At 65.0% G+C, this 19,182-nt stretch carries 21 protein-coding genes; 6 read left to right on the top strand and 15 right to left on the bottom strand.

Translation table 11 applies throughout. The annotated features are described in order from the left end of the window. Positions 1-8 precede the first annotated feature (8 nt). The 3 genes from trmFO to DES45_RS26030 form a co-directional block, all read right to left on the bottom strand. A complete protein-coding gene (gene trmFO / locus DES45_RS09765) occupies positions 9-1,442 on the bottom strand; it encodes a methylenetetrahydrofolate--tRNA-(uracil(54)-C(5))-methyltransferase (FADH(2)-oxidizing) TrmFO (protein WP_114769790.1) in 1,434 nt (477 codons plus the stop codon). A gap of 139 nt (positions 1,443-1,581) precedes the next feature. Then, complete coding sequence (locus DES45_RS09760) at positions 1,582-1,737, bottom strand: DUF1127 domain-containing protein (RefSeq protein WP_114769789.1); 156 nt, start codon at positions 1,735-1,737, stop codon at positions 1,582-1,584. A gap of 265 nt (positions 1,738-2,002) precedes the next feature. Beyond that, a complete protein-coding gene (locus DES45_RS26030) occupies positions 2,003-2,887 on the bottom strand; it encodes a calcium-binding protein (protein ID WP_170151447.1) in 885 nt (294 codons plus the stop codon). A 223-nt stretch (positions 2,888-3,110) separates the two neighbouring features. On the opposite strand from DES45_RS26030, the gene DES45_RS09750 reads away from it, so the two are divergent. Beyond that, the gene (locus DES45_RS09750; RefSeq protein WP_114769788.1) at positions 3,111-3,944 is read left to right on the top strand and encodes a hypothetical protein; all 834 of its coding nucleotides are present in this window, start codon (positions 3,111-3,113) and stop codon (positions 3,942-3,944) included. A 146-nt stretch (positions 3,945-4,090) separates the two neighbouring features. Continuing rightward, entirely contained in the window at positions 4,091-4,618 is a 528-nt protein-coding gene (locus tag DES45_RS09745; protein WP_114769787.1) for a DUF6790 family protein, read from the top strand. A 40-nt stretch (positions 4,619-4,658) separates the two neighbouring features. Here the strand turns inward: DES45_RS09745 and DES45_RS09740 are convergent, their stop codons facing one another. Both DES45_RS09740 and DES45_RS09735 read right to left on the bottom strand, forming a co-directional pair. Beyond that, positions 4,659-5,078 carry a four-helix bundle copper-binding protein gene (locus tag DES45_RS09740; protein ID WP_114769786.1) on the bottom strand — a complete coding sequence of 140 codons (420 nt, stop codon included), beginning with the start codon at positions 5,076-5,078 and terminating at the stop codon, positions 4,659-4,661. A gap of 93 nt (positions 5,079-5,171) precedes the next feature. Beyond that, the gene (locus DES45_RS09735; RefSeq protein WP_114769785.1) at positions 5,172-6,095 is read right to left on the bottom strand and encodes a DMT family transporter; all 924 of its coding nucleotides are present in this window, start codon (positions 6,093-6,095) and stop codon (positions 5,172-5,174) included. 126 nt (positions 6,096-6,221) lie between these two features. On the opposite strand from DES45_RS09735, the gene DES45_RS09730 reads away from it, so the two are divergent. Beyond that, positions 6,222-6,743: an Lrp/AsnC family transcriptional regulator gene (locus DES45_RS09730; protein WP_114769784.1), complete on the top strand. Its 522-nt coding sequence runs from the start codon at positions 6,222-6,224 to the stop codon at positions 6,741-6,743. A gap of 18 nt (positions 6,744-6,761) precedes the next feature. Here DES45_RS09730 and DES45_RS09725 read toward each other — a convergent pair whose 3' ends face one another. The 7 genes from DES45_RS09725 to DES45_RS09695 all read right to left on the bottom strand — a co-directional run bounded on the left by DES45_RS09725 (position 6,762) and on the right by DES45_RS09695 (position 11,904). Next, positions 6,762-7,313 (bottom strand): DUF2231 domain-containing protein, encoded by a 552-nt coding sequence (locus tag DES45_RS09725; protein ID WP_114769986.1) that lies wholly within the window; start codon positions 7,311-7,313, stop codon positions 6,762-6,764. Positions 7,314-7,412: 99 nt separating this feature from the next. Then, positions 7,413-7,775 carry a hypothetical protein gene (locus tag DES45_RS09720; protein ID WP_114769783.1) on the bottom strand — a complete coding sequence of 121 codons (363 nt, stop codon included), beginning with the start codon at positions 7,773-7,775 and terminating at the stop codon, positions 7,413-7,415. A 72-nt stretch (positions 7,776-7,847) separates the two neighbouring features. Next, positions 7,848-8,357: an Hsp20/alpha crystallin family protein gene (locus DES45_RS09715; RefSeq protein ID WP_114769782.1), complete on the bottom strand. Its 510-nt coding sequence runs from the start codon at positions 8,355-8,357 to the stop codon at positions 7,848-7,850. A gap of 103 nt (positions 8,358-8,460) precedes the next feature. Continuing rightward, a complete protein-coding gene (locus DES45_RS09710) occupies positions 8,461-8,925 on the bottom strand; it encodes an Hsp20 family protein (protein ID WP_114769985.1) in 465 nt (154 codons plus the stop codon). 142 nt (positions 8,926-9,067) lie between these two features. Next, on the bottom strand, positions 9,068-10,003 hold the full coding sequence (locus tag DES45_RS09705) for a succinylglutamate desuccinylase/aspartoacylase family protein (RefSeq protein ID WP_114769781.1): 936 nt from the start codon (positions 10,001-10,003) through the stop codon (positions 9,068-9,070). A gap of 96 nt (positions 10,004-10,099) precedes the next feature. Continuing rightward, positions 10,100-10,402 (bottom strand): porin, encoded by a 303-nt coding sequence (locus tag DES45_RS09700; protein WP_170151446.1) that lies wholly within the window; start codon positions 10,400-10,402, stop codon positions 10,100-10,102. A 155-nt stretch (positions 10,403-10,557) separates the two neighbouring features. After that, positions 10,558-11,904 carry a calcium-binding protein gene (locus DES45_RS09695; RefSeq protein ID WP_114769779.1) on the bottom strand — a complete coding sequence of 449 codons (1,347 nt, stop codon included), beginning with the start codon at positions 11,902-11,904 and terminating at the stop codon, positions 10,558-10,560. Between the two features lie 1,084 nt (positions 11,905-12,988). On the opposite strand from DES45_RS09695, the gene DES45_RS26025 reads away from it, so the two are divergent. Both DES45_RS26025 and DES45_RS09685 read left to right on the top strand, forming a co-directional pair. Further along, complete coding sequence (locus DES45_RS26025; RefSeq protein ID WP_281024079.1) at positions 12,989-15,727, top strand: calcium-binding protein; 2,739 nt, start codon at positions 12,989-12,991, stop codon at positions 15,725-15,727. Positions 15,728-15,894: 167 nt separating this feature from the next. Further along, positions 15,895-17,007 carry a M20 family metallopeptidase gene (locus DES45_RS09685; protein WP_114769777.1) on the top strand — a complete coding sequence of 371 codons (1,113 nt, stop codon included), beginning with the start codon at positions 15,895-15,897 and terminating at the stop codon, positions 17,005-17,007. A gap of 46 nt (positions 17,008-17,053) precedes the next feature. Here the strand turns inward: DES45_RS09685 and DES45_RS09680 are convergent, their stop codons facing one another. Further along, positions 17,054-17,389: a GYD domain-containing protein gene (locus DES45_RS09680; RefSeq protein ID WP_114769776.1), complete on the bottom strand. Its 336-nt coding sequence runs from the start codon at positions 17,387-17,389 to the stop codon at positions 17,054-17,056. A gap of 77 nt (positions 17,390-17,466) precedes the next feature. After that, complete coding sequence (locus DES45_RS09675) at positions 17,467-17,820, bottom strand: hypothetical protein (RefSeq protein ID WP_114769775.1); 354 nt, start codon at positions 17,818-17,820, stop codon at positions 17,467-17,469. Positions 17,821-17,994: 174 nt separating this feature from the next. Here DES45_RS09675 and DES45_RS09670 point away from each other — a divergent pair, with 174 nt between their 5' ends. After that, positions 17,995-18,483: a MarR family winged helix-turn-helix transcriptional regulator gene (locus DES45_RS09670; RefSeq protein WP_281024078.1), complete on the top strand. Its 489-nt coding sequence runs from the start codon at positions 17,995-17,997 to the stop codon at positions 18,481-18,483. 18 nt (positions 18,484-18,501) lie between these two features. Here DES45_RS09670 and DES45_RS09665 read toward each other — a convergent pair whose 3' ends face one another. Further along, complete coding sequence (locus DES45_RS09665; RefSeq protein ID WP_114769774.1) at positions 18,502-19,140, bottom strand: MarC family protein; 639 nt, start codon at positions 19,138-19,140, stop codon at positions 18,502-18,504. Positions 19,141-19,182 lie beyond the last annotated feature (42 nt).

Below are 19,182 nucleotides of genomic sequence, written 5' to 3'. Positions count from 1 at the left end.
GCGAACCCCTATTCCGCCGCCGCCGCAAGGGCAGCGCTGCCCGACAGCCAGGCGGCCAGATCGGACCGGGCCCGGTCCGTCAGGGCCTTTTTCTTGGCCAGGGCCTTGGCTGGACCGCGCAGGCGCTTGCCGTCCTCGGATTTCGGGGTGAAATCGATCGGCGGGAACAGGCCGAAATTGACGTTCATCGGCTGGAAGGAGCGGGGACCTTCGTCGATGGTCTCGATGTGGCCGCCGGTGATGTGGTTGACCAGGGCGCCCATGGCGGTGGTGGAGGGCAGGGGCGCGGGTGCCCGCCCGAGCCGCTCGGCCGCGGCGAAGCGACCGGCCATCAGGCCGACGGCGGCGCTCTCCACATAACCCTCGCAGCCCGTGATCTGGCCGGCGAAGCGAATCCGCGGCATCGCCTTGAGGCGCAGGGTAGGGTCGAGCAGCTTGGGCGAGTTCAGGTAGGTGTTGCGGTGAATGCCGCCGAGGCGCGCGAACTCGGCGTTCTCGAGGCCCGGGATCATGCGGAAGACCTGGGCCTGCTCGCCGTATTTCAGCTTGGTCTGGAAGCCGACCATGTTGAAGAGCGTCCCGAGCGCATTGTCCTGGCGCAGCTGGACGATGGCATAGGGCTTGACAGTCGGGTTGTTGGGATCGGTCAGCCCCACGGGCTTCATTGGCCCGTGGCGCAGGGTCTCGCGGCCCCGCTCGGCCATGACCTCGATCGGCAGGCAGCCGTCGAAATAGGGGGTGTCGGCCTCCCAATCCTTGAACTCGGTCTTTCCGCCGGCGAGCAGGGCGTCGATGAAGGCCTCGTACTGCTCCCTGGTCATGGGACAGTTGATGTAGTCCTTGCCGGTGCCGCCCGGGCCGACCTTGTCGTAGCGGGACTGGTACCAGGCGATCTCCATGTTGATGGAATCGCGATAGACGATCGGTGCGATGGCGTCGAAGAAGGCGAGCGAGGTCTCGCCGGTCAGGCTCAAAATGGCCTCGGCCAGAGCCGGGGAGGTCAGAGGGCCGGTCGCGATGATCACCGAGGACCAGTCCTCCGGCGGCAGGCCCCCGATCTCGCCACGCTCGATGGTGACGAGCGGATGGGCCTCGAGCGCCGCCGTGACGGCCTGCGAGAAGCCGTCACGGTCCACCGCGAGCGCACCGCCGGCCGGAACCTGGTTCGCGTCGCCCTTGGCCATGATCAGGGAGCTTAAGCTTCGCATCTCCTGGTGCAGGAGGCCTACCGCGTTGCTCTCGGCGTCGTCCGAGCGGAACGAGTTCGAGCAGACGAGCTCGGCCAGCCCTTCGGTCTTGTGGGCGTCGGTCCCGCGCACGGGACGCATCTCGTGCAGGATAACGGGAACGCCCGCCTGGGCGATCTGCCAGGCAGCTTCGGAACCGGCGAGGCCGCCGCCGATGACGTGGATGGGGTCGAGGGTCGATGTCGCTGTGCTCATGGGCAACGGCTTATGCCAGAGCGCTCCCGGCAATCAACAGGCTTTGATGAAGCAGGACGTGCCTGGAGGCGGCGAAGCCCACAAACGCAAACGCCCGCCGAGGAGGCGGGCGAAGCGGTTGCTGCGGTGCAGCAGAGATTTACGCGGCAGCGTGCTGGCGAGCGATGTTGTCGATCTGGAAGCGGGAGATGCCCAGGTCGTCGAGCTCGCGGTCGGAGAGCTGCGACAGCTCGCGGACGGTGTCGCGATAACGCATGTAGGCGCGGACCTTAGAGAGAATGTAAGACACGAACATCGGAGACTCCTATCAGTTAGCCGGCCTCTCGCCGGCAGGTCTTTGTTCTTGCGTGTGCAATGCAGCATATAGGGGTGTGCGCCGCCGAAGAGGAGTGGTGATATTGTAGGGCTGTTATGCTTTAGTAGCATGCCACCTTAAGGCTCCGTTAACGTGATCTGCGCTGACCACATGGCCGGAAAAGCCAAGGTTCTTCCGAGACTTGCGTCCCCGAAACGAAAGCAGCCCCGGAAGGGGCTGCCGAGATACGGCGGATGGCCGTGCTCTACAGGATGTAGAAATCGGCCTTGGTCAAAGCCAGACCTGCTTTCAGCTGGGCGAACTTGACCGCAGGAGCGCCGCCAATGCCGTCCGGGTCGTACAGAAGAGCGCCGTTCTTGCTGTTGTAGATGATGCGGTCGGAGGCGTCCCTGGCCGCAGGGCCTGTGGTGAAGGCGCCTGCCGCCAGCCAACCGTCCCGGCCGACCTTGGTGAACACTCTGTTGTCCAGCATGATGGTGTCGTCGCGGACCAGGAAGTCCGTGATCCGGTCCGCGGAACTGGCCGAGGGCCGTGTGTCGAACACGAAGTAGTCCTTGCCCCCGCCGCCCGTCAGGCTGTCGAGGTCGGCGCCGCCGCTCAAATAGTCGCTGCCCGAACCGCCATTGAGCAGGTCCCGGCCGGACCCGCCGTAAAGATCGTCGTCGCCCGCACCTCCATAGAGATCGTCCTGGCCGGCATCGCCGTACGCGATATCGTCGCCGTCATACGCGAAGACGACGTCGCTTCCGAAGCCTCCGCGGACGACGTCGTCGAAATCGTTGCCGTAGAACGTGTCGTCGCCGCCATTGAGGCTCACGAACCAGGCATCCGCATCAAGATCGTCGATGGTCGTGTACAGGTTCAGGCCCGTGATCGACAGGACGGTTGCTCCCGCGTCCTCGTAGACGAGGTCGTGGACGACGATGTCATATCCGTCGGTCGAGTAGGTGGCGCTGTAGCGGTCGATGAGGGCGCTGCCGTCGATGTCGAAGATCGCGAGGAACCCGTCGTCATAGACGAGATCGGATGTGACGTTCGGATTGGGCGCCAGGAACGTCCAGCCGAGGCTGTCCGTCGTGGTCATGTCGAAGCCGACGCCGGCAGTGTTGAAAGCCGTGAAAGTGGCCATGGAGGATCTCAGGAGAGAATTGCAAAGTGATGGAATGCTAAGCGGCTAATCGTGAACATGATGTGTATGACCTGAACGTCGCGCGTTCAGGCAAAGCGAATCTGAATGAATATTCAGAAAGTCTTCGCGTAGAAGACGGCTACCGCAAAACTCCGCCTCCATTGGAACGACGTACAGTAAAGCGCGTTTGATCCCCACATTGTGATGTAACGGAGAAGTTACCATGAAGAAGATCGCGCTCGGGGCCGCGGCCCTGCTGCTGAGCACGGCCGCCTTCGCTCAGCCGTCGACCAACACGAACACCAACGCCGCCTCCGACACGTCCTCGCGTTCGAGCACGACCCTGAAGACCCAGTCCGGCAACAGCTCCCAGTCCGTCGGCGCGACCGGGTCCACCACGTCGGTCCGCAGCCAGGCTTCGGGCGGTGACGTGAACGTGCGCACCCGCGTCGAAGGCGGTGCCCGCGTGGGCGTCGAGACCCGCGAGCGGAGCGGCGTCTCGATCCGCAACACCCGCACCGTCCGCGAGATCGAGGAGCCAAGCGTCTCCGTCAGCCGTCGCCGGACTGTGACCACTTATGACGAGCCGGATACGGAAGTTCACCGCACGATCGTCAAGAAGAAGCCGTCGACCAAGAAGGTCGTGGTCAAGAAGAAGAAGCCCTCGACCAAGGTCGTGACCAAGAAGCGCCGCTATCACGTGGTGGAAGAGCCGGTGGAGATCCGTCGTCGCAGCACCGTGCGCCGCTACGAGGAGGTCAACGAGCCGAGCGTCTCCGTGACCCGCCGCACCAGCGTCCGCCAGACCCGCGACGTCTCGCCGAGCGTCGGCGTCTCGGTCGAGCAGCGTCGTACGAACGTGCGCTCCAACGACGTGGACGTCTCCACCCGTCAGCGGTCGTCGAGCCCTGAATCGACGGGTTCGGTGAACACCCGCAGCCGCATGGAGATGAACGGCAGCGGTTCGGGCAACACCAGCGGTTCGTCGAACACGAACACGCGCCTCCAGCAGAACGGCGGCTCCTCGGGCTCTTCGACCCAGAGCCCCAACCAGTAAGCGTCGCGCCAAAACGCAATGCAAAGGGCCGGGAAACCGGCCCTTTCGTTCTGTGTGGGTAAGGATAATCTCCCTCCCGCGTTGCGCGAACTTCCCGGAGAGGTCAAAGTCCTGGCCGACAAGGACGCGCAGCCGGGGGGCGCCGCATGCAGCAGGTCATCACGTTTCTGTTCAGCAACTTCACGCTGACGCTCTTCGTCGTCGGGCTTATCGCATCCCTCATTGCGCTCCTGCGCCATCCTCGGCCCTGGGATAGGGATCTCGCCGTCGAGGCGCTGCTGTCGTGGTTTCTGTTCTTCTCGATTGGGGTCAGCTTCCTCTACAACTTCGTCATGCACGTCTTCTTCTCGGAGATGGCCGCCTCGTTCATCGGCTGGCAGACAAGCCCGTTCCAGAAGGAGGTCGGCTTCGCCAGCCTGGGCTTCGCGGTGGTCGGATTCCTGGCCTTCAAGGGAAGCTTCGGCTTGCGGCTCGCGGCCATCGTCGGGCCGGCCTGCTTTCTCTGGGGAGCGGCGGTCGGCCACGCCATGCAGATGGTGGAGGCGCACAACTACGCTCCAGGCAATGCGGGCGTGATCTTCTACACCGACATCTTCCTGCCGCTGATCGGCCTCGTGCTCCTGGGGATCCAGCGCACCCACCTGCCGGCTCAGCCTGTCGGCGCCTATCGATGATCCAGAACGGAAGAGGGCCGGATGTCCCGGCCCTCCTGCCTCAGTGGCGAGCGCCCATGCCGCCAATGCTGCCCATTGCCTGCTGACAGGCCTGCTCGCACCGGCGGCAGGCATCCGCGCAGATACGGCAATGCTCGTGCATGCCGGCGTGGCGCTCGCATTCCTGGCCGCAGAGGCGGCACGCGGTCATGCAGGCCTCGAGCATGAGCCGGATGACCTCCTCGTTCGAGCCGGTCCGGCGCGTCGCCACCATGCCGGTCGCACTACACACGTCGGCGCAGTCCATGTTGAGGCGGATGCACTGGGCCAGCTGCTGCACCATGGATTCCCCGAGGCATGCATCGGCGCAGGACGTGCAGACCTGGGCGCAGTCGAAGCATTCCTCGATGCAGCGGACCAGAGCGTCGTTGGTGCTGCCCTTCACGTGCGGATGCGTGCTGATCATCTCCTGTGCGTGCATGGTAGCCTCCGTTGTTTTTGGATGATGAGGCGGGCCAATCCCGGGCTCGATGCCTCACAGGCCAACGACAGGCCTTAAAGGAATGTTCCGGGATCAGGGGCGGGCGCGACCGAAGGCGCCGCTCGCCAGAAGAACGCCCACACTCGCGGCTGCGAGGCCGAAGAGGGCGGGCGGCGCCGGGACCTCTCCCAGCACCGGCACGGCGATCATGGTAGCGAGGACCGGCCCCAGCGGCGACACCACGGCCGCACGGGACGGGCCGAGCCGGTCGATGGCAAAGCCATAGAGCACAATTCCGATCACCCCTGACATCAGGCCTTGCAGAAAAGCCTGCAGGAGCACAGGGCCGGCGAGTCCCCCGCGCAGGAGATCGATCACCGTCGCTGCTCCGAACGGAGCCAGCAGCATCGCAGACCACGTGCCCACGAGGGCGGCTGCGTGAAGGGCCGAGAGGCCGCTGCGGCGATAGGCATGGGTGTAGATGCCCCACAGGCATGCGCCGCCGAGCAGGAGCAGATGACCGCGCCAGGCGCCGCCCTCGGGATGGAGCAGGCCGAGCCCGCCGATGCAGACGACGCCGATCAGGATGAGAGCGAACCCGGCAAGACGCAGCCGTGCGACGGTCTCGCCGAACACCGCCCAGCCGATCAGCGCCACGAAGAGCGGCATCGTGCCCGGCAGAAGCGGTCCGATCTCTGCGGCCGGCGCGGATTGCATGCCGTACGCGACCACCAGGAAGAACGGAGCGCCCGAGCCGAGCAGACCGATCCCGGCGAGGGGCGAGAGGCCTTTCGGGAACAAACCTTTGCGCCACACGACCGGTGCGAGCGCAAGCGCCGGGACGGCGAAACGCAACAGCCCGACCGTCGCCGGCGGGAGGTCGTGCGTCACCGCGTGCCGGGTGGCAATCATCCAGACCGCCCAGATGGTGACGGTGGCGAGCGCGGCGGCCCAGCCGAGCAGGGCCTCCCGGCTGCGTGCGGCAGGAGGGGCGACGGAATGGACGAGTTCGGACATCGAAAGGCTCCGTATGGGGAAATCGTAGCATCGCCTATCGGACCGGGGCATGTCCTTGCGAAGTCGAGCCCTCCTGTGCTCTGATCTTGGCAGAAAATTGCGTGAAATCGCTTTCGCGGGGATCCGATGCCTTACATCAATCTCGATGCCATCGACCTGAAGATCCTGAGCGCGCTGCAGGCGGACGGCCGGCTGACCAACAACGAGCTGGCGGACCAGGTCGGGCTGTCGCCGTCACCATGCCTGCGACGAGTCCGGCGCTTGGAGCGTGACGGCTTCATCCGCACCTACCGGGCCGTGCTCGACCGGGACTCGGTCGGGCTCGGGTTGACGGTCTTCGTCGAGATCAAGGTGGAGAAGCACTCGCGGGACAACGCCAAGGCCTTGCAGGAGGCCCTGGCGGCGCTGCCTGAGGTGGTGTCGTGCCACATGGTCTCCGGCACGGCCGATTTCATCGCCGAGATCGTGGTGACGAACCTGAAGGCCTATGAGCGTCTGCTGACCGAGAAGCTCCTGACCCTGCCGATGATCGGAGACATCCGCTCCAATTTCGCCCTGACGCCCGTCAAGTCGGATGCGGCCCTGCCGCTGACCCATCTGAAGCGTGGAGCCGGCGGCCGGGAGGCGGCCGTCGGCGATTGCGACTGATGACGAATTCCCCGACGGTCAGAAGCGGCGGGCCGTGGAACGGTCGGTGCCGGTCGCTTCGGTGGGGCGACGGTCGACCTCCACGTGGAACTGCTCGACCTCCGGGCTTTCGTCCGGAATGGAGCCGATCCCATAGCGATAGGCGAGCTCGCCGCCGAGCCATCCGCTGAACAGCAGAAGGGCGGTCGTCAGACCCGAAAGGGCGAGGCCCCAGCCCTGAGCGCCGGCTGCCGGGTCGTCCCAGCGCAGCCACAGATTGGCGGCCGCGATGGCCACCACGACCAAGTTGGCGATCATGTGGGTCCACGACACCCAGATGTTGCGCACCCGGTCGATGCTGAGGAAATCGACGAAGCCGGGCAGGGCGGCGACGAGCGCCGTCACGACGCCGGACAAAAGGAGCCAATAGGAGGCTCGCGCCCAGAACGTATCCGCCGTGCTGCGGAATGCGATATCCGTCGCAAAGGCCCCGATCAGGAATGCGATCGGGAAGACGACGAGCATGTGATGGAGCGGATGGCCGGCGATCGTCGCCGAGCTCTCGACCCCATGCCGATGGTACCGGCCCATGGAAACCTCCATTCATGGCGTATGGGAGAATGCCGCGTTCCTGCCTTCGTTCCATTCGCCCCGGAGCAGCGCCGTTCGGAGGCCATGAGCCGGTCCGCCTCAACTGGACCGTCGGCGCATCCGGCCTGTCCTTAGCTTGGTCACCGCGGACAGGTACTCGCCGGCTGCGCAGGGGTCGAAATGAGAGAGCGCTTCGATGACCGCGTCGATCCGGGATCGTGCTCCAAGATCCGGATCAGCCTGCCGGGCGACCTGCTCGACCACCAGCTCGTCGCGAACCCAGGACAGCAGGATGGTGCGCTTCTCCTCGTCGGTGAAGCCCGGATGCTCCGCAACATCGGCGGGAGACCGGAACACCGAAGCCGGATCCAGCAGGGCGTCGAGAAAGGCCCGGCCGGCATGATCGCCGAGAAGGGCGCAGCCCGTCGGCTTGGTGGAGGTCTTGCGGCCGATCTGTTCCATGTCGTCCTCCGTCGACTGGCGCAGGTCAGCCCCGGACGGCTCGACCTCCGGGGCTGCCGCGCGTGCTTAGGCTTAGTGCTTGGTTTCTTCCGACTTGTTGATGGCGATGCGTTTCACATCGGCCCGCGACTGGGCCGATTTCGGCATCGTCACCGTCAGCACGCCGTTCTTGAACGTGGCCTCGACCTTGTCGTCCTCCACGTCCCAAGCGAGCGGGATTCGGCGCTCGAAATGCCCGTAGTAGCGCTCGCTGAAGGCATGCTCCTTGTCGTCGGTCTCGGAGCGCTTCTCGCCCCGGATGGTGAGCATGCCGTCGTTCATCAGAACCTCGACATCCTTCTCGTCGAGGCCCGGCAGTTCGGCAGAGACGCGGACGTCCTGGTCGGTCTCGACCACCTCGACGCTGGGCCAGCGTCCCATGCGGCCGGAGCCGCCGAAGGGGGCGACATCGAAGCCGCGGAAGATATCGTCAAAGAGCCTGTTCATCTCGCGATGCAGGGTCATGAAAGGATCGCCCTCCTCGCGATAGCGGCTCGGGGTCTGCTGATTGCGACCCCATGGGATGAGATCGCGCATATTCATGGTGTTTTCCTCCTTCCTTCTCTGAGGGCCGAATGCCCGGCGGACATGCGCCAGGACAAGGCGCCGGCCATGCGCCGGCGCCGCTCCATGTTCAAAATGGGCCTTAAGCCGCCTTGTCGTGCTCGATCACCTTCGGGCCAGCCTGGCCGGCGGTCGCGATCTGGATGCGCCGCGGCTTCAGCTCCTCGGGCACTTCGCGTTCGAGATCGATCGTCAGCAGGCCGTTCTCGAGATGAGCAGCCTTGACGTTCACGTAATCCGCTAGGCTGAACGTCTGCTTGAACGCGCGGGTCGCAATGCCGCGATGCAGGAACTGCGTGTTCTCCTGCTCCGCGTGCTTCTGGCCCGAGACCAGCAGCAAGTTCTCTTTCTGGGTGATCTCGATCTCGTCAGTCCCGAAACCCGCCACCGCCATGGTGATGCGGTACTGGTCCTCGCCGCTCTTCTCGACGTTGTAGGGCGGCCAGTTGGGCAGGGGCTCGACGCGCGCCGTCTGGTCGATCATGTCGAAGAGGCGGTCGAAGCCGACGGTCGAACGATAAAGGGGGGAAAAGTCGAAGGTTCTCATCGCCATATCCTCCATAGAGCAACATGGATCTGAGAGCGCCGGACACCCTCCGGCGCCCGCCTTGCCAATCTCGTAAGAGCCTTGGCACCTTCCATGTGGTGACGGCGGGCGCGAATTTCAAGAGGGTGAACCCCTTCTTCGGTTACTCCACGAGAGGCGACCCGACGCCGAGGAGCGCCTCGCCCTTGTTCACCGCAAGGCTCGTGAGGCGGTAGAGGACGAAGCCTTCCTTCTCGGAGCGGACGCTCGCCAGGACGGTGCCGAACACGTCCCTGATCTCGCCGAGTTCGTCTCCGACGCAGACGACTTCCGTGAGGTCCTTGGCCGGGTACCACATGCCGTCGACCGGCGCGGTCGGCACCCACATGGTGACGAACTCCGGAGAAAGCTGTGGGGCGGGCTGCACCGGCCCGGCGACCATGCCGAGATGGCACATCACGCGCTCGATGCCGGCCATCATCTGGCCGACCGTATCCTCGCCCCAGAGTCCGTTGCCGCTGACCTCCGGCAGGAGGCTCGGCACGCCGACCTTGTAGGCGGCGTTGATCGTGTAGCCTTCGCCGCCAGCGGCCACCGCGATGGGCAGGCCGAAGATGCGCGCAAGCTCCCGAGACTTGGCGCAGTCCTTCGGGTAGAGCGTGAAGGGCGCGAGGCTCTCGTCGAGATCGCCTCCGTGCAGGTCGAGATAGGCATCGACCTGCGGATAGACCTTGGTGACGAGCCAGTGGGCCAGGCGCTCGCTCACGCTGCCCTCTTCCCGGCCGGGGAACATGCGGTTCAGGTTCTTCCCGTCCTCCGGCATGACGTAGATGCTGCGCTTGCGGAAACCCTGGACGTTGAGGATCGGCAGGACCAGGAGCGTTCCCTTGATCTGCTCGGGCTCCGTCTGCAGGAGCCGGGTGGCGGCCTCGATCGAGCAGTACTCGGAGCCGTGGACGCCTGCGGTGACGAGCAGGCACGGGCCGGGCTCCGCCCCTTCGATGATCCCGAAGGGGATCTCCACATCCTCGACCGGGCGGACATGGCCATGTTCGGCGCGGGGACGTCCGGTGCGCAGCGGGGGCAGGGTCTTCATCATGATCGGTCCGTCGTCGAGAGGGCTTTTCCCTTGGGGCAGGGGCAGACCAAACTTGGCAGATCGCACGGCGGTGTCAAAGGGATGGTGCGCGCCCGGCTACCGGCCGACGCCCTCGGCGCGGATCACGGCCCGAAGGGGGCCGTATTCCGTCCGCGTTCTCACATCGAGCTGGACACGCCCGCTGGCGCGCGTCTCGAAACTGTCGAAGACGCGGGAGCGGGGCGACCCGACAAGGGCATCCGCCCGCACGCGGCCGCTGATGCGCACGCAGGTATTGGAGTTCTCGAGAGCCGCGAAGCCCGGCGGGCAGGACGAGGCGGGCTTCTCGCGCGGAGCCGCGCTTGCCTGACCCGTCGCCGCGAGGCCGAAGACCGCAAGAGCCAAAAGATGTCGTTTCATCGCCGGTTCCGTATGACGCTCGGGCCGGGAGATTACGCCAAATCCTGGGATTAGGTCCATCTGCGGCACGAAGCTCCGGGCAGAGGATCGAAGCCTGCCGCTTCGACGTCTTCGTCACGGGACAGGGGCCGGATCCGATCCGGCCCCTTGGGGTGTCACAGAATGAAATCAGCCGCCGTAAGGCTCGCCTTCTGCACGTTCTCCAGCTTGATATAATGGCTCGTGCCGGAGAGCGTGAGGAGCGTGTAGCCTGTGCGCTGGCTCAACGAGACGTTATCGAACGAGGCGAAGCGCCAGGCGCGCAGGTCGAGCTGATCCTCGCCGGAACGGAAGTACTGCACCGTATCCCGGCCCGACGCGTAGTCGAAGCCGAAGATGTCTCGGCCGCCGCCACCGTCGAGGGTGTCGTTGCCTGCGCCGCCGTTGAGGTAGTCCGCGCCCGTGCCGCCATAGGCCGAGTCGCCGATGAGCCGGTCGTTGCCGGAGCCGCCCCACAGGCTGTCGTTGCCGTAGCCCGCATTGGGCCCGGTGATTTGCGCATCGCCGTAGATCACGTCATCGCCGGAGCCGCCGCTGAGATAATCGTGCCCGCCGACACTCGAGTCGTTCAGCGTGACCGCATCCCCGTAGAGCTTGTCGTTCGAGGTGCTGCCGTAGATGCTGTCGTTGCCGCCGACCGACGAACCGTACATCGTGAGCGCATCGCCATGGAGCACGTTGGCGCCGCCCTGGCCGTAGAGCAGGTCCGCGCCGCCGCGGACGCTGTCGTAGAGCGTCGAGGCGTCGCCATAGATCTTGTCGTTGCCCGAGCCGCCATAGAGCGTGTCCGATCCGCCGAGGGTGGAGCCGAACATGCTTTCCCCGTCGCCGGAGAGCACGTCGTCGGAACTCCCGCCATTGAGATAGTCGTTGCCGCCGATGGCTGAATCCCGCAGGGTCTTGGCGTCGCCGAAGAGAACGTCGCGGCCATCGTCCCCGTAGAGCTTGTCCCAGCCGCCGCGGGTCTCGTTCACCATGGAGGCGGCGTCGCCGTAAAGCGTGTCGTCGTCCTGGTTTCCGTGCAACTCGTCATGGCCGCCGGCAGCGCGCGAGGTCATCGTGCGCGCATCCCCATAGAGCGTGTCGTCGTCATGGCCGCCATAGAGCCTGTCGGCGCCGGCCGTGGCGGAGGCCGACATGGTCCGGGCATCGCCGTAGAGCGTGTCGTAGCCGTGCTCGCCCCAGATCCGGTCGGCGCCGCCGCGGGCGGAGCTGCGCATGGTCACGGCATCCCCATAAGCCGTGTCGGTGTCGTTCCCGGCCCAGATCGAATCCGCGCCCCCGCGCCCGGTGCCGCCGAGCGTCGAGACGTCGCCGTAGAGGAAGTCGGCCCCGCCATAGCCATGAAGCTGGTCGCCCCCGGCCGTGCGCGAGGAGAGGGAGGTGCCGTCGCCGTAGAGGCGGTCGGACGTGCCGGTCCCCTCGATGAAGTTGCGGCCGAGCGTGCCGATGGTGCGTGCCATGGTGAAATGCCCCTTGTGCTGGTTGCGGTTCTCTGCGTTACCGTCGATGGGTTACTATTACACTATAACGTTATGATTAGGAGCGCCGCTGCGGCATAGGGCTCGGCTGATCCTTTGGTCTCAGGAACGCGTCAACTCGCAGGCAAGGCGGCAAACCTGCCGTAAAGGCTTTGCCGGCGCCCTTTGCGGGCTTCTCAGTTCACTGATGACAATTTCAGCGACCTGCCTGTTGACACATGTGTTCCAAGATACAAAATAGAATAACGTTTCAATGTAGTTCAAATGCTGCTATGGAGCGGCAGAATTGGAACTGCTGCAGCGGCATCAATGCGAGGAGTCTTCGATGGCGATTACGACATGGACAAACGAAATCAGGGTTAGTCCATGGGCTGGAAGTCATCTTTCGCCTTATGTGACGACCCTGACGGGAGGTCGGCTGCTGATTGTCTGGGCTGGCGACAACGATGCCGACGACGGTTTCGGAGACGCTGATCACGGCATCCATGGCCGACTCTTCCACGCCGACGGTGCACCGGTGGGTGACGGTGCGGCATTCCTCGTCAACACCACGAAGTCGGGTGAGCAGCTTCGGCCCGAGGCTGTCGGTCTTCCCAACGGCGGCTATGCCGTCGTGTGGGAGGATTACAGCTCGGATGCAGGCAGTGCCGTCAGGTCTCGCTACGGCAATGCGGGTGGGCTTCTCGGTGCGGACGAGCAGTGGGACAATGTTGGTCAGTCTGTTCGCCCGCGCGTGGATTACAGCGCGACCGAGGGTCGTTTTTACCTGTCTTCCAACTACCTCAACTCTAGTCCTCCGTGGGCTCAGTTCGGAGCGAGGTACGTCGCTGTGGATAGCGCGACATCATGGCAGGTGGGCTCACCGGCTACACAGGGGAAGGTGATCGATACCGCCGTCTCGGCCTCTAAGTGGTCTGGCCAAGGGCAGCAGCGGCTGTTTTTCTGGGCGCGAGAGGAGTGGTCTAATGGGGTGATGACTGGCTACGGCATCTATGCCGGCAGTCCTCCCGAAAACTCTTCTGATGTATCGGCAGGTGCAATCAAAGTCGCATCCGCAGGTACAGGAGTGAGCAATGATCTCCGGATCAGAACGGTTGATCTCAGCGCCGACCAAGTCATGCTGGTCTGGTTTGACGGCATCAAGCTCGCCGGTCGGGTCATCAACCGGAGCAGCCCGCAACAGGAAGGGCCATCCGACCGGATCGAACTCTGGCGGCCTGCACCAGGTAGCTCGCTGGTCCCGAAACACATCACCGTTGCGAAGATGCTGGATGGGTTCGCGGTGACCTTCAGCGCCGGTCCGGATATCCGCGTCATCACTTATGATTCGGCGGGCGTCAAAAAGGACGAGCATGTCTTCTCAGGCGTCGGTGCCGGCGCCGAGGCGTCCATTGCGGCGCTTCCGGACGGTCGCCTCCTGATCACCTGGAGCGCCGGGACCGTGGTCAAGGCTCAGGGCTTGGATCCACGCACGGCAGGCGTGAATCTGGACGGTACCACTGACAACGATCACTATATGGGCACCGGCTTCGTCGATGTCCTGAGAGGCGGTTCCGGCAACGACACGCTCAGTGGGAACAACGGCGACGACGTGCTCGAAGGCGGAGCCGGTGCAGACAAGCTGCAGGGCGACATTGGATTCGACTTCGCCACCTACGCGACAGCCGCCGCGGCCGTGAAGGCCGACCTCAAGCTGGGTCGCGGCATGGAGGGAGACGCGAACGGCGACACCTTCTCCGGGATCGAGGCGCTTGTCGGCTCGCTCTTCAACGATGAGCTCGGTGGCGACGACAACGACAACGAACTCCGGGGCGGCGGCACATCCGGCGGCACGAACGGCGGCAACGACACTCTCGACGGGTACCGGGGCAACGACAAGCTGATCGGCGAGGGCGGCGACGACAAATTGTATGGCCGGGAGGGGCTAGACACTCTTTACGGTGGGACGGGAGCAGACCGTCTCGATGGCGGCAGCGAGGCCGACAGGCTGGAGGGCGGCAGCGAGGACGACACGCTGATCGGCGGAGCCGGGGCCGACTACATTGACGGTGGCGCGGGAGATCGCGACATCGTCGACTACAGCGGGTCGGCCGAGGCGGTGGATGTCGCTCTCATCCGCCTCGATCGCACCACCAACATCGGCGGCGATGCCGAGGGCGATCTCATCAGCAACGTGGAAGACATTCAGGGCTCGGCCTTCAACGACCGTCTGGCCGGGAACGGTGTCGCAAACCGGATTTACGGCGGTGCCGGCAACGACACCCTGGCCGGATACGGCGGTGATGCCGATTACCTGGATGGCGGCACGGGCGACCACGATGTCGTCGACTACACCCTGTCGGCCGAGAGCGTCGACGTCAATCTCCACCGCATCAGCGACAACGAGAGCACCGGCATTGGCGGCGACGCCCAGGGCGACTTCATCCGCAATGTCGAGGACATCCTCGGCTCGGCCTTCAACGACCGTCTGGCCGGAAACGGCGTCGCCAACACGATCGACGGTCAGGGCGGTGTGGACACCCTTTACGGCCATGCCGAAGCCGATACGCTGAGGGGCGGCGAGGGCGACGATTGGCTCGATGGCGGTGCCGATGGCGATTCCCTCGAAGGTGGTGGGGACAACGACACTCTGATCGGCGGTCGCGGTAACGACTCTCTGGACGGTGGTTCCGGCGAGAACGTAGCCGTCTTCTCCGGCGCTTTGTCGAACTACACCGTCCACCGTAGGAGCGACGGCAGCTACCTCATCACTGATCGACGCGCCGATGAGGATGGGGCAGACGTTCTCAAGAACGTCCAGTTCGTGGAGTTCGGCGGGCAGCGTTATGCGATCGATCAGGTCGTCACGGATCCAAACAATCCTGATCCAAACAATCCTGATCCGAACAACCCGGACCCCAACAACCCGGATCCAAACAACCCATCAACTCCCGATGGGCCTCCGACGGGCATTAGCTTGAGCGGCACGACGGTGAAGGAGTATGATGCCGCCGACACGCTGGTGGGCACGCTCTCGACGACTGATCCGACCCCTAACGACAGCTTTACCTATCGGCTGCTTACCAATGCCGACGGCCGGTTCAAGCTGGTAGGCAACCAGATCCTGGTGGCGGACGGGTTCCGGCTCGACCACGAGCAGGCGGCCTCGCATAGGATTGCGGTGCAGGTAGCGGACCGGAAGGGAGCCATTTACAGCCGCGAGTTCGTCATCAGCGTGAACAACATCGACCCGGAGAGCACCGCCGGCACGGCCGGTAACGACGTGTTCAAGGGTGGTGCGCTGGGCGACACGCTCTCGGGCGGGCTCGGCAACGACCGGCTGTTCGGGCAGGGCGGCAACGACACGCTCAAGGGCGAGGCCGGCAACGACACGCTCGGCGGCGGCGAGGGCAAGGACAAGCTCACCGGCGGCAAGGGCTCGGGCAGCCGCGACGCCTTCGTGTTCGACGTGAAGCTCACCAGCAAGTCCGTCGCCAACCAGCATAAGGACCAGATCCTCGACTTCGGGCCGAAGTACGACAGCATCTTCTTCGACGACGCCGCGTTCACCAACAAGACCATCGCCAAGTACCTGAAGAACAAGGGCGCCTCGCTCGACAAGCCGGTGAAGATGAAGGCGAGCTTCTTCAAGGTGGGCGACAAGGCCGCCGACAAGGACGACTTCTTCATCTACAACGCGCGCACGAAGAAGCTGTACTTCGACGTGGACGGCTCGGGCTCCAAGGCCATGGTGGAGATCGCCAGCCTCAAGCTCCAGAAGGGCGAGGGCACAACCCTCACCGCATCCGACTTCTTCTTCGTCTGAGTGGGCCAACTGGAGCCTGTTGCTTAGAATGAGCCCTGCCCGCCATGCGGGAGCCTCATGGCTCACCCGGTCGTGGGGCGGGTGACAGGCGGGCCTGACGGGTCTAAGAAACGAAAGGCGGCTTCATGCCGCCTTTTTCATGAGATTCGATCGACGAAAAGCGGCCCATGACCTCCAAATCCCTCGACACCCTCTGCACCTGGATCCGGACCGAGAGCCCCACCCACGACGTGGCCGGCGTGAACCTGATGATGGACCTCGTCACCGCGCAGATGCAGGACGCGCCCGTGGCGGTGGAGCGCGTGCGGGGCGAGGACGGCTTGGGCGATGCGCTCGTCCTGCGGGCCGGGCCGCAAAGCGACGAGCCCGCCATCCTGGTCATGTCGCACCTCGACACCGTGCATCCGGTCGGCACCATCGAGCGCGACCTGCCGCTGCGGATCGACGGGGACCGCATCTACGGGCCGGGCGTCTACGACATGAAGGGCGGCGCCTTCTTCGCGCTCGAGGCCTTCAAGGAGGTGGCGCGCCAGGGCAGCGCGGCGCGGCCGATGGTGTTCCTCGTCACCCCGGACGAGGAGATCGGCTCGCCCATGACGCGGCCGATCATCGAGGATCTCGGCCGTCGCTCGGCCTATGCGCTCGTCACCGAGCCGGCCCGCGACGGCGGCAAGATCGTGACCTCCCGCAAGGGGGTCGGCCGCTTCGACGTGCATGTGGAAGGGCGCCCCGCCCATGCGGGGTCGCGCCACCAGGACGGCCGCAACGCGATCTACGAGGCGGCGCGCCAGATCCTCGCCATCGAGGCGATGACCGACTACCAGCGCGGCGTCACCACCACGGTCGGGATGATCTCCGGCGGCACGGCGGTGAACACCATCCCGCAGCACTGCCACTTCCCGGTGGACCTGCGCGTCGTGACCGCCGCCGACGGCGAGGCGCTCACCGCCGCGATCCGTGGCCTCAGGGCGCACAACCCGGATATGAGGGTGACAGTGACCGGCGACATGAACCGGCCGCCCTACGAGTGCTCCGAAGGCACCTCGAGGCTCTTCGACCACGCCAAGGCGCTGGCGAGCGAGATCGGCTTCGACCTGGTCTCGTCGCCCCGTGCGGGCGGCGGCTCGGACGGCAACTTCACGGCCGCGATCGGAATCCCGACTCTCGACGGCCTCGGCATCGACGGCGACGGGGCGCATACGCTGCAGGAATACGGCCTCGTCTCCTCCATCGCGCCGCGGCAGCAGCTCATGAGGCGCCTGCTCGAGACGCTTCGCTGACCGGCGGCCGGAAGGTCGTACCCCATCCGGTTCGCCGCGATGGTCGCTAGCGGGCCATTCCGGCGGACCTGAACTTCGCGGCCACGCCGCCTGCCTTCGCGAAGGCGTCCCTCATCTCCGTCGAGGTCATGGCGAGGCAGGTGTTCAGGTCCTTCACGCCGCCGCCTGCAGCGGCCGCGATGGCGGAGGTCGCCACACCTTCGAAGGGGCCTTCCGCGATGACGAGGAAGTCGTACTCCCCGAACGTCATGTAATAGGCCAGAAGCCGACCCCCGGACTGCTCGAACAGCTGATTGATCGCCTGGGCCCGGTCCTCGGGCTTAGCGAGCATCCCCTTGAGGGCCTCCGGCGTGAAGCGTCCGCGGGTGATGAAGACGGGCATGTCGCTCTCCTCGGGTTGGGAGAGGCCATGCTAGCAGAGCGTGCATGGGCCCGATTGACCGGGATCAATCCCGGCCGTCAATTGAGAACCGGCTGGTGACGCTGAGCATCCACCACGAGGTCGACGGCGGCGGTCAGCTCGTCCTCGTCGAACTCGAAGCAGCCGCAGCTGTCGATCACGCAGCTGCTCTCATGGGAATAGATCTCGACCCAGAACGGCGGGAAAGGCGTTGCCTCGGACGCTCCAGACACCTCGGTCAGCCGAATCTCGAGGGCGCCGAACTGGGTCAGGGTGATGGTGCGCAAGCCACCAGTCTGATCGGGCGCAAGCGCCAGCCGCACATAGGCGCGAATGATCTGCTCTTCGATCCTGTCGCGACAGGGGGCGATCTCGGGCTGCGCGCCTGCGGATATCGCATGAGACTGCGACATTCCATTCTCCATGGTTCGACGAGACGCGGGGCGGCTCGGGACGGGGGTCGACAATGGCCCGCCGAAATGACATGAGCCGCCTTGCTGTGACGAACCCTTAGACCGCAAATCAATTGCGCGCAATATATCTTTGGTCCAATTCATCGGCGCGCTATAATTCGAACGAGCAGTGGAGTGACGTTTGTGTTGCCGCAAGAGACCGTGCCGACCTGTGACGATGACAGCCTGCAGTTGTCGAGTCAGTTATGTTTCGCAACTTACGCGGCAGCGCATGCCTTCACTCGGTTCTACAAGCCCCTGCTGGAGCCGCTCGGGCTGACCTATTCCCAGTACATCGTGATGCTCGTCCTCTGGGAGACTGACAACGTGACCGTGAAGGAGATCGGCCAGCGCCTGTTCCTCGATTCGGGCACGCTCACGCCCCTGCTGAAGCGGCTCGAGGCGTCAGGGGTCGTTCAGCGCAAGCGCGACGCGCAGGACGAGCGCCAGGTGCGGATCAGCCTGACCCAGAAGGGGCGGGACCTGCGGGCTCCCGTCACGGCGGTCTGGCGCGACGTGGTCTGCGGCGTCGGTTTGACGCAGGACGATTTCGACGCCCTCAAGAACCAACTCAACCAGCTTCGCCAGACTCTCGACAGGGCCGGGAGGCGGGACCCGCGTTGACGGGCGATCGCCGCAGCGTCAGAGCGCAGGCGGCCGGAACAGCGCCTCGACGCCGTTGATGATGAACTGGACGGCGAGCCCTGCCAGGATCACGCCGAGCAGGCGGCTCAGGACCACGTTCCCGGTGACGCCGAGCATCCGCGAAACGCGGTCCGCCGCCATGAAGACCGCGAAGCACGAGGCGACGCCAAGCGCGATGAGGGCGATCAGGAAGCCGAGATAGATCGGGTTCCCATCGGCCCGGCCTGCCAGCAGGATCGTGGCCGTGATCGCTCCAGGGCCGGCCATGAGCGGGATCGCGAGCGGGAAGGCGGCGACGTTGCGGATATGGTCCTCGGTGATGGCCACGTCGGCGGTATGCTGTTTGCGCTCGTTGCGGCGCTCGAACACCATCTCGAAGGCGATCCAGAACAACAGAAGCCCGCCCGAGATGCGGAAGGCCGGGATGCCGACGCCGAGGAGGCGCAGGAGAACCTCGCCGCCGAGGCCGAAGAAGGCGAGGATCCCGAAGGCGATAAAGGACGCTCTCATGGCGACGCGGCGGCGCTCGTCCCCGGTCATGCCACGCGTCAGCGAGACGAAGATCGGCGCAAGCGCCGGCGGGTCGAGGGTGACCAGCAGGGTCACGAGGGCGGCGGAGATGTAGTCTAGGAGCATCGGCTGGACCTTATCGCTAGCTTTGCGTTATGGCGTCCCGAG

This window comes from Microvirga subterranea (genome assembly GCF_003350535.1).
GTDB lineage: Bacteria > Pseudomonadota > Alphaproteobacteria > Rhizobiales > Beijerinckiaceae > Microvirga > Microvirga subterranea.
This window is presented reverse-complemented; position numbering and strand designations above follow the sequence as displayed.